The following is a 9,792-nucleotide window of genomic DNA, read 5'->3' as shown; positions in this document are numbered from 1 at the left end:
GTGTCGGGGGTGGTCATCAGGGTGGGGCTCCTTTTCACCTGCCGTGGGTGCTGCGGCTACGGGGCGGTCGGCGGAACTCCGCGGGCCTCGTGCGGCCTCTTCTGCCAGGGGAGTTCCGGCCGGCGGATCCCTCCGCGTCAGCCGGCCTGCCCGCCGGGCCTGAGGCGTCCGGTGGGTCGGCGGGCCTTCCCGGGGGCCGTGGACGCTTCGGGTGTCAGCGGACCTTCCGGGCGTCCTGGATGGCCTTGGCCAGCGCCTCCAGGAGGGGGGCGGCTCCCGCGTAGCTGAAGCGCGGTTCGCTGCTCCAGGGGATGATCTGGCCGGCCTTGACCGCCGGCAGTCGGGCCCAGGTGGGCTTGCCGGTCAGGTCCTTCGGTTGCAGGGTGGCGGTGCGGTCGTCCAGGAAGAGCAGGTCGGCGCCGTACTTGTCGGCGTTCTCCCAGCTGAGGCTCTCGTAGTAGCCGCCCTTGTCGGTCTTCGCGGGCTGCACCAGGTCGACGCCGAGTTCGCGGAAGTAGATGAGGTCGGAGTTGGCCCCGGGGTTGGAGACGTAGAACAGCTCGGGGCTGGCCGAGCAGGCCATCACCTTGATCCGGCTGGACTTGGTGAGGCGGCGCAGGTTCTCCGCGGCCTTCTCGAAGCGCTCCTTGGCGCTGACGACCTTGGGGGCCTTGAGGTCGGCGCCGAGCGAGGCGGCCAGCTCGGCGTAGCGCTTGATGGGTTCGGGCAGGGAGACCTGCCCGGTGCCGATGGCGACGCTGGGGGCCAGCCCCAGGATCTGCTTCTCGCTCTGCTCGGGCACGTAGAAGAGGGCGCCCGGGATGAACATGTTGCTGATCAGCAGATCGGGGTCGAGCGCCGCGTACTTCTCCAGGTTGAACTGGCCCCAGGCGTTGCCCAGTACGGTCACCCGGTCCACGTCGACCTCGCCGGCCTGCGGGTCCGGCTTGCCGTTCTCCAGCTTGGTGGGGCCGAAGACGCCGACGATCTGCCGGTCGATGCCGAAGTCGCGCAGGGCGGCGGCGGAGGCGATGTAGGCGACCACGCGCCGCGGGGTGCTGCCCCGTGAGACCTTCTTGCCCCGGTCGTCGGTGAACGACCAGGCACCGCCCTTGGCTTGGCCCGATCCGCCGGAGCCCGAACCCTTGCTGTCTCCGCAGGCGGTGGCCACCGCGGCGAGGCCGAGGGCGCCGCCCGTGGCGAGCAGGCCGCGACGGGTCAGGGGGAGGGCTCCGGCGTGAGGCATGGCGAGGTCTTTCTCTCAAGGCGGGTACGGGAACGACCCCGTGGACCAAGTCGAAGTTAGGTTAGCCTAACCAAACCGAAAGTCCAGTGGGGATCCCCGGTCACCCGCCCCGGGCGGTGGCCATGCGGGGGTGGATCGGGTCGCGGTGTGCGGGTGGTTGGTGGCCCGTCAGCCGCCGAACTGCCAGATGACCGAGTTGTCCAGGGTCACCAGGGCGGCCAGTACGACCAGGTCGGCGACGCCCAGGGCGATGCCCAGCAGGGCGCGGCCGCGGCGGTGGGTGCCCTTCACCAGGGCGAGGCCGCCCAGGATGATCGCGCAGGGGCCGAAGACCAGGTTGAACAGCAGCAGGCCGATCAGGCCCAGGATGAACGAGGCGACCGCCATGCCGTCGGCGTCCGAGTGGTCGCGGGTGATGGGTGCCGCGGGGGTGGTGGCGGTGGTGGTGGCGGTGGCGTTCATGGGTCAGCTCCTGTTCTGTGCGATGCGCCGTTCGCGGACGAAGAAGACCAGCAACCAGATGCCGATGACGGTCGCCGCGGCCAGGAAGGCCGGGAGCGGGGTGTGTGCCGCCGAGCCCAGCAGGATTCCCATGAGGAGGAGGACTGCGACGAGGAAGACCATGACTGCCTTTCCGGAGTCAGTGTGACCAGCGCGTTTCAGTTCAGTGAACAGTTGGGATGACAACTGTTCACTGACATCCTCATCCTACGCTGGCGAAAGTCAGAGAACGGTTGTTTACTGAATGACATGAGTCACACCCCCGGGGTCCGGCAGGCCCAGAAGCAGAAGACCAGGCAGGCGCTCCTCGACGCGGCCCTGCGGCTGCTCGCCGAGCAGAGCCTGAGCAGCCTGGGTCTGCGCGAGGTCACCCGGGTGGTGGGCGTCGCCCCGGCTGCCTTCTACCGGCACTTCCGCGATATGGCGGACCTGGGCGTGGCGCTGGTGGAGGAGTCGCTGGGCAGCCTGCACGGCATGATCCGCGGGATACTCGCCGAACGGGACGGGGACGACGAGCGGATCGAGGCCACCGTGCTGGCCGTCGCGGAGTACGTCCGCACCCACCCCGCCCACATCCGCTTCATCGCCCGCGAACGGCACGGCGGGGTGCGGCCGGTGCGGGAGGCGATCGCCGCCCAGCTGGACCGGTTCACCGACGAGGTCGCGGAGGCCTTCCAGGTCGGTCTCGAGTACCGCGGCTGGAGCGCGGCGGACCTGCGGATGCTGGCCGGGCTCTATGTGGACCACATGGTGATGACCGCGACGGCCTTCCTGGAGGCCCAGCCGGTGCGTGACGTCGGAGAGGGCGCCGAGGGCGGCGCGGGTGCGGACCAGGGCGCCGGGGAGGGCGCCGGGGCCGGGGGGATGACCGAGGCGGAGCGGCGGATCGCCGACCTGGCCCACCGCCAGCTGCGGCTGGTCGCTATCGGCCGCCGCCACTGGCACGACGGGTGACCTCGACCCGGTACTCGCCCTTGCGGTCCTTGCCGGTGACCGCGATGCGGACGCCGTGCTCGGAGTCGTCCAGGGACTCGCCGGGGGCGAACGGCGCGTCGCTGAGCTCCGGCTGCACATTGGGGGTGCTGGTGCAGCCGCCGCTGCGCGGGGTGCTGTCCATGACGGTGATCGGCCCCTTGCCGGAGTCGACGCGGCTGTCCACCCAGGAGATCAGCACGCCCGGCTTGCAGATCCCCTCGTCGTTCCCGCCGTTGGCGCGTACCTCCACGGTGTAGCCGGTGGCCGCGGAGACCGGGACGAAGACCAGCTTGGTGCCGCCCTTGCGGTGCAGCGGGGATATCGACCGGCTCGCCGTGCCGGGGTCGGCCAGGCAGCGCACCTGGTCGGCGGAGAGCCAGCCCAGCTTCCACTTGTGCCAGGCCAGCAGGTCGTTGCCGCTGCCCCAGTCCTCGGACATGACGTCCCAGTGGCCGGCCCTCTCCCCGCCGGCCGCGGTGTAGAGGTCGGGCAGGCCGAAGTCGTGGCCGTTCTCGTGCGGCAGCACCCGGTAGCCGTTGGCGGCGTAGGAGCCGGAGCCGTCGTCCTGCCTGCTGTAGATGAAGGAGATGTTGGAGAGCGGGACGCCGTCCGCGATCGGCGCCTCGGGGTTTCCGGCGAAGGTCACCGACAGCACGGTCTGCGCGGCGGGCGGCCCGGCGTTCGGGGTGAGCAGCACGTTGACCAGGTCGTAGCGGCGGAAGTCCACCAGCGGGTCGGCGGTGGCGGCGATGTCGCGCACCAGCTTGCGGTAGCCCGGTTCGAAGGGGCTGCCGCGCCGGATGCCGTAGCTGCGGAAGGTGTGCGGCATGCGCAGCCAGCGGCGGACCGGGGTGGCGGGGCGGTAGTCCAGCCGGCCGTAGGAGGCCCGGGTGAACCAGCGCGTGGTGCGCGGGAAGAACTCCCCGAAGCGCTGCCGGGCGGTGCCCTGGCCCGGTTCGTCGGGGAAGTCGACCATCAGGGTGAGGGCGTGCACAGTGCCGGTGCTGCGGCTGAAGTCGGTGCCGGTGGGCAGCCCCTCGGAGAGCTGCACCTGCGGGTCGGGGGGCAGGGTGCAGGACGGGCGCCCGTCGGGGGGCGCGGCGCCCGGCGGTACGGGGGCGCGGACGGCGGCGGACGGTGTGAAGGGCGCGGCGGTCGCGCCGATGGGGGCCGAGGGCGCCGGCACGGCGAACAGGATGACGGCCGTGGCGGCGAGCGCGGCCCACCGCCCGGACCGCCGGTCGCCGTCCTGGCCCGGCCGGGTGCGGGGCCGCTGGGGGCGGCCCCCGGGTATGTGAGGGCTGGTCTGTTCCATTGCCGCCCACGGTGCGGCCGACCGGGGGGCCGACGCGCGCGCGGCGCGGCCGAACGGGTGGTGGCACTGGCCCGAGCGGGCGATGAACGGACCATCCAGGTGTGAAACCCCTGCCCGGCAATGTGTGGCGCACGTCACGGCGGAGGGGGAAATTTCCGGGGACCGTCTCCCCGTTTGGATCTACGTACGGGGAAAACGGGGACTGGCTCCCCGCTAAAGCCACCCGATGCGAAGACGCACGGACCGACGGGGCTCGGTGCGGATCCGCACGGATCAGACGAATGGCCGGACAGAAGGGGGGACCACGTGGCTGCCAGCACCACCGAGAAGACTCCGCAGCCCCGGCTGCGCGCCGACGCGCTGCGCAACCGGGAGCGGATCGTCGCGGCGGCCCGCGAGGTGCTCGTCGAGTACGGCGCCGATGTGCCGCTCGATGAAATCGCTCGACGGGCCGGGGTCGGCAATGCCACGATCTACCGGCACTTCGCGGACCGCCGCGAACTCATCCACCGTGTCACCGTCTCGGTGATGGCCCGTATCGGGGACCAGGCCGAGGCCGCGCTGGCCGAGGAGCCCGACGCCTTCCAGGCGCTGCGGCGCTTCGTGCACGCGGCGGCGGACGAGCGGGTGGGCGCCCTGTGCCCGCTGCTCTCCGGCGGGATCGACCGCGACCATCCGGAGCAGGTCGCCGCGCGCGACCGGCTGGTCGCCGGGATCGAGGCCCTGATGGGGGCCGCACGGGACAGCGGCCAGCTGCGTTCCGACATCGCCATCGGCGACCTGATGATCGCGCTCACCCAGCTCACCCGTCCGCTCCCCGGCTGGGGATGCCCTCGGGTGGAGCACCCGGGAGGGTGCGACTTCGACACCTTTGTGCACCGGCATCTCCAGCTGTTCCTGGACGGCCTGATGAACCCGGCGCGCTCCCGACTCATCGGCTCGGCCACGACCTTGGAGGACCTGCGAAGCAGGCAGTGACACCGTCTCCGTAACGGACGCCGCCCTTGGCGCGGCGTCCGCGGGGTGCGCGCCACCCCGTTCACCAGGGGGAACGCCATCCCGTCCGCGGGGTGGACGCCACCCCGCCACACGCTCCCCGCGTGCCATGTCCGTTGTGCGCCCCGGCGCGCTCCGAACCGTTTTGACACGTTCGAACTCCTTGCAGTTCTCACCCTCCGCACCGCTAGGTAGGTCCATCCATGCCTGAAACGGCTCCGCACGTCGACCCCCGGCGCTGGAAAGCGCTGGTATTCATCGCCCTGGCGCAGCTGATGGTCGTGCTCGACGCGACCATCGTGAACATCGCGCTGCCGCACGCCCAGGAAGCCCTCGACATATCCGAGGGCAACAAGCAGTGGGTCATCACGGCCTACGCCCTCGCCTTCGGCGGTCTGCTGCTTTTCGGCGGCCGGCTCGCCGACCTGCTGGGCCGCAAGAAGACGTTCGTCATCGGCCTGATCGGCTTCGCCGCGGCCTCGGCGTTCGGCGGGGCGGCGGTCAACGCCCCGATGCTGCTGGCCGCCCGCGCCCTGCAAGGCGTGTTCGGCGCGCTGCTCGCCCCGTCCGCGCTGTCGCTGCTCGCGGTGACCTTCACCGAGGTCAAGGAGCGGGCCAAGGCGTTCGGCATCTTCGGTGCCATCGCCGGTGGTGGCGGCGCCGTCGGTCTGATCCTGGGTGGCGTGCTCACCCAGTACATGAACTGGCGCTGGACCTTCTTCGTCAACATCCCGATCGCGGTCATCGCGACCGTCGGCGCCATCGCGTACATCCACGAGCCCGAGGGCAGCCGCAACCCCGCCAAGCTGGACATCCCCGGCGTCATCCTGGCCACCACCGGCCTGGTCTCCCTGGTGTACGGCTTCACCCGCGCCGAGTCCGAGGGCTGGAAGGCCACCAGCACCCTGGTGCTGTTCGCCGCCGCCGCGGTGCTGCTGATCGCCTTCGTGGTGGTGGAGGGCAAGGTCAGGGCCCCGCTGCTGCCGCTGCGGGTGGTCACCGACCGGAACCGGGCCGGTGTCTACGCCTCGCTGGGCATGGCCGTGATCGGCATGTTCGGTCTGTTCCTGTTCCTCACCTACTACCTGCAGATCGTCAAGGGATACAGCCCGGTCAAGACCGGTCTGGCCTTCCTGCCGATGATCGCCGGCATGATCACCGGTTCGACGCAGATCGGCACCCGGCTGATGAACCGGGTCCCGGCCCGGCTGCTGATGGGCCCGGGCTTCGCGGTCGCGGCCATCGGCATGCTGCTGCTCACCCAGATCGACCTGAACACCTCCTACGCGGCCCTGATCCTTCCGGGATTCCTGCTGATGGGCCTCGGTATGGGTACCGCGTTCATGCCGGGCATGAGCCTGGCCACATACGGGGTGCAGCCGCAGGACGCGGGCGTGGCCTCCGCCATGATCAACACCTCGCAGCAGGTCGGCGGCGCCATCGGCACCGCGCTGCTGAACACCATCGCGGCCAGCGCCACCACCTCGTACGGCAAGTCGCACCTGGCCGAGGCGAGGAACCTCGAGCACCTCAAGCTGGAGTCGATGGTGCACGGCTACTCGGTCGCCATCTGGTGGGCGTTCGGCATCCTGCTGCTCGCCTCCGTCGTCGCGACGGTCATGATCAACGCCGGCCGTCCCAGCCACCACCAGCCCGCCGCGGGCTCCGGTGGCGGCGAGGGCAAGGGCGCCGAGCAGGACGTGCCGGTTCCGGTGATGGCGCACTGACCCGCCGCCGACCGCACGGCCCCGCCCGCCGCCCGGCGGCGCGGTGTCGGAACAGGTGAGAACGGCACGGCCCCGCCTCCGATGACCACGGAGGCGGGGCCGTGCGGCGTTCGCGGCGCCCGGGGCGCGCCGGCCGTCAGCGGAGCCAGGGCAGGTCGGCGCCCTCCGGTTGGAGTCCCTCGGCGACCGCGGCGCAGATCTCGCCGAGCTGGGCCACCTGCTCCGGGGTGAGCCGGTCGAAGAGGGCCGAGCGGACGGCCTCGACATGGCCGGGCGCGGTCTGCCGCAGCATCTCGTAGCCCGCGTCGGTGAGTACCGCGTTCTGGCCGCGCTTGTCGGAGGGGCAGTCCTCGCGGCGGACCCAGCCCTTCTTCTCCAGGGCCGCCACCGCGTGGGACAGCCTGGACCGGGTGATCTTCGCGTTCTGCGCCAGCACGGTCATCCGCAGACGCCGCCGGGGCGCCTGGGACAGCTGGACCAGCAGCGCGTAGTAGATGTGCGGCATCCCCGCGTCGCGTTGCAACTGGCGGTCCAGGTGGTCCTCCAGAAGCATGGTGGCTTGGAGATACGCCTGCCAGGTGCGTTGTTCCCCGTCGCTGAGCCAGCGGGGTCGATCTGCGGAGTTGCTCGTCATGGCGGTTCACGTTTCCAGGTGGCGTACGGACACTCTTCTTGAATATTAAACAAATGCGAGCTACAGTGGTAATGAACTTGAGAGTTCAAGTACATCAGATCCAGGGAAACACCGAAGGAAACGGAGGGGAGCCATGACCGCCGGCGCACCCCAGCCCGCCGCCCCGCGCCCGTCCGAGCGGATGCCCGCGCTCTACCTCAGCCATGGCGCCCCGCCGCTCGCCGATGACCCCGTCTGGCCAGGCCAGCTCGCCGCCTGGTCCGCCGGACTGCCCCGCCCGACCGCGATCCTGATGGTCTCCGCCCACTGGGAGGAGGCGCCGCTGGCCCTCGGCGCCACCCGCCAGGTCCCGCTGGTGTACGACTTCTGGGGCTTCCCGGAGCACTACTACCGGGTCCGCTACCCCGCCCCCGGCGCCCCTGAGCTGGCCGAACGGGTCCGCAAGACCCTGCGCGCCCCCGGCACCCCGGTCCAGGACATCCCGGAGCGCGGGCTGGACCACGGAGCCTATGTGCCGCTGGTGGAGATGTACCCGGGGGCCGACATCCCCGTGCTCCAGGTGTCCATGCCCACCCTCGACCCGCAGCGGCTGATGGACATCGGGCGCAGGCTGGCCCCGCTGCGCGACGAGGGAGTGCTGATCGTCGGCAGCGGCTTCTTCACCCACAACCTGGCCGCGCTGCGGCACACCGGGGCGGGCGTGCCGACCTGGTCCGCCGAGTTCGACGACTGGGGGCGAAGCGCGCTCGACACCGGCGACGTGGACGCGCTGCTGGACTTCGAGCACCGCTCGCCCTCCGGGCGCCTCGCCCACCCGCGCACCGAGCACTTCGCGCCGCTGTTCGTCACCCTGGGCGCGGCCGAGGAGGACCTGGGCCGGCAGCGTGCGGTGATCGACGGGTTCTGGATGGGCCTGGCCAAGCGGTCCTTGCAGTTCGGCTGAGCGAGGGGGCCGCCGGGGGTGCGGCGTGTGGCTCCGTGATTCCGGCTGTGCGCACCGGGCGCCGGGGTGTGTGGCCGGGGGTGCGGGCGCGTGGCCGCGGCGTTGCTTCCGGGGTGGTGATTCAGGGGCGTTGCCTCCCGGCTCTGCTGTTGGGGCTTCGTATGGGTAGCGCCGTGTGGGTAGCTTCGGCTGGGTAGCTTCGTGTGGGTAGCTTCGTGTGGGTAGCGGGGACGCCGCCTCCAGCGTTGATCTGGGGCCGGCCGGCCCGGGAAGCAGCGTCCCCCCCGCTTCAGCTCAGCGGCAGGATGAGTTCGCAGGCGCGGGCCGCGGCGGTCAGCGCCAACGGGCTGCCGGTGCTCCGGGCCACGTCCAGGGCGGTGTCGGTCAGCTTGATCGCATGTTCATTGCCGTTCTCCGCGGCCCGGGCGAAGGCCTCGGCCGCCAGGGCGGTCGGATCACCGGCGGCCTCCGTACCGGTGCCGGCACCGCGAGCCGTGCCAGGGCCCCGGTCGCCGTCCGCGGCACCGTCCAGACCCTCGGCCGCCGCGTCGCCGGTCGGCGGCCCCGGCGCGTAGGCCGCGACGACCGCCGCCGCTGCCGCCCAGGCGGCGTTCAGGCTCGGCTGCCACAGCTCGGTCGGCAGGGCCGGCAGGGTCCGCAGCACCGCGTTGGGGGCGGTCGCGGCATGCACCAGCATGATCGGCTCGGCCTCCGCCTGCGCCGCGTAGCGGAAGGTGGCGGCGGCGACCAGGTCTGCCAGCCGCTGCCGGACCTGCGTCGCGTCGGCCGCCGGGCGCAGCGCCGCGGTGGACGCCGTCCAGGCCGGCAAGGCGTCCAGCTGCGCCAGCCGGTCCGGCAGCCCGCCCTCCTGCACCGGCACCGGCGGTACGGACCACAGCGCGGCCGACGGGGCGGCGGTCCCGGCCGGGGCGGCGGCAGCGGACAGCGGGTGGTGGCGGGCGGCCCAGTAGCCCAGGCCATGGGCGAGTTCGGTCAGGCGGGGCGCGGTGGTCTCGCCGCCGAGCAGGGTGCGTACCGCGTGTCCCACGCGGATCACCGGATGCGTGGAACCGCCCGCGATGCCCGGCAGCAGCCGGGGCCACCACTGGACCAGCACCTCCTGCCAGGGGCGCTCGGCGAGGTCGCGGCTGAAATAGCCGATCCAGTCGCCGACCCGGCGCGGGTCACCCAGCGCGGCACCCCAGTCGGCGTCGCTGATCGGCACGGTGGTGGCGGGGAACTCCTCCAACTTGTGGTGGTAGCGGTCCAGCCAGCGGTGGACGGTGTCGTCCATGCCGTGCGCGGCCAGCGCCTCCACCGCCATCGGGGCGTGATTGGTCAGCCGGCCCAGGCGCTCCGGCCCGTGCTGGTGCAGCCGCTCCAGTGCCTCGTCGAGCACGCCCGTATCGCTGACCTGGGGAAGTGCGGGCGGGGCTTCCCCCGACGGGTGCGGGG

At 71.9% G+C, this 9,792-nt stretch carries 10 protein-coding genes; 4 read left to right on the top strand and 6 right to left on the bottom strand.

Annotated elements, in window-relative coordinates; genetic code table 11:
- Positions 1-214 precede the first annotated feature (214 nt).
- The 3 genes from E4099_RS23300 to E4099_RS33160 all read right to left on the bottom strand — a co-directional run bounded on the left by E4099_RS23300 (position 215) and on the right by E4099_RS33160 (position 1,870).
- Positions 215-1,246, bottom strand: coding sequence for an ABC transporter substrate-binding protein (locus E4099_RS23300; RefSeq protein ID WP_135341072.1), 1,032 nt, complete (start codon positions 1,244-1,246; stop codon positions 215-217).
- Between the two features lie 168 nt (positions 1,247-1,414).
- The gene (locus E4099_RS23295) at positions 1,415-1,708 is read right to left on the bottom strand and encodes a DUF4190 domain-containing protein (protein ID WP_135341071.1); all 294 of its coding nucleotides are present in this window, start codon (positions 1,706-1,708) and stop codon (positions 1,415-1,417) included.
- Between the two features lie 3 nt (positions 1,709-1,711).
- Complete coding sequence (locus tag E4099_RS33160) at positions 1,712-1,870, bottom strand: hypothetical protein (protein WP_167828457.1); 159 nt, start codon at positions 1,868-1,870, stop codon at positions 1,712-1,714.
- A 126-nt stretch (positions 1,871-1,996) separates the two neighbouring features.
- Between E4099_RS33160 and E4099_RS23290 the strand changes: the two genes are divergently transcribed.
- Complete coding sequence (locus tag E4099_RS23290; protein ID WP_135341070.1) at positions 1,997-2,701, top strand: TetR family transcriptional regulator; 705 nt, start codon at positions 1,997-1,999, stop codon at positions 2,699-2,701.
- Here the strand turns inward: E4099_RS23290 and E4099_RS23285 are convergent.
- Positions 2,670-4,037: a M6 family metalloprotease domain-containing protein gene (locus E4099_RS23285; protein WP_135341069.1), complete on the bottom strand. Its 1,368-nt coding sequence runs from the start codon at positions 4,035-4,037 to the stop codon at positions 2,670-2,672. The two genes, E4099_RS23290 and E4099_RS23285, sit on opposite strands and share 32 nt — an antisense overlap.
- A gap of 306 nt (positions 4,038-4,343) precedes the next feature.
- Between E4099_RS23285 and E4099_RS23280 the strand changes: the two genes are divergently transcribed.
- A complete protein-coding gene (locus tag E4099_RS23280; RefSeq protein WP_135341068.1) occupies positions 4,344-5,015 on the top strand; it encodes a TetR/AcrR family transcriptional regulator in 672 nt (223 codons plus the stop codon).
- Positions 5,016-5,236: 221 nt separating this feature from the next.
- Positions 5,237-6,760: an MFS transporter gene (locus E4099_RS23275; RefSeq protein ID WP_135341067.1), complete on the top strand. Its 1,524-nt coding sequence runs from the start codon at positions 5,237-5,239 to the stop codon at positions 6,758-6,760.
- A gap of 136 nt (positions 6,761-6,896) precedes the next feature.
- On the opposite strand, the gene E4099_RS23270 is transcribed toward E4099_RS23275, so the two are convergent.
- Positions 6,897-7,394, bottom strand: coding sequence for a MarR family winged helix-turn-helix transcriptional regulator (locus E4099_RS23270; RefSeq protein ID WP_135341066.1), 498 nt, complete (start codon positions 7,392-7,394; stop codon positions 6,897-6,899).
- A 133-nt stretch (positions 7,395-7,527) separates the two neighbouring features.
- Between E4099_RS23270 and E4099_RS23265 the strand changes: the two genes are divergently transcribed.
- Positions 7,528-8,337, top strand: a complete 810-nt coding sequence (locus tag E4099_RS23265) for a dioxygenase family protein (protein WP_135341065.1) — start codon at positions 7,528-7,530, stop codon at positions 8,335-8,337.
- Positions 8,338-8,626: 289 nt separating this feature from the next.
- On the opposite strand, the gene E4099_RS23260 is transcribed toward E4099_RS23265, so the two are convergent.
- Positions 8,627-9,792 (bottom strand): questin oxidase family protein (locus E4099_RS23260; RefSeq protein ID WP_425348270.1); only part of this gene is annotated, 1,166 nt, incomplete at its 5' end.

Origin of the sequence: Streptomyces palmae (assembly GCF_004684805.1) — a bacterium.
Taxonomy (GTDB): Bacteria; Actinomycetota; Actinomycetes; order Streptomycetales; family Streptomycetaceae; genus Streptomyces; species Streptomyces palmae.
Note: the sequence above shows the minus strand (reverse complement) of the source record. Positions and strands in the feature narration are given on the sequence as shown.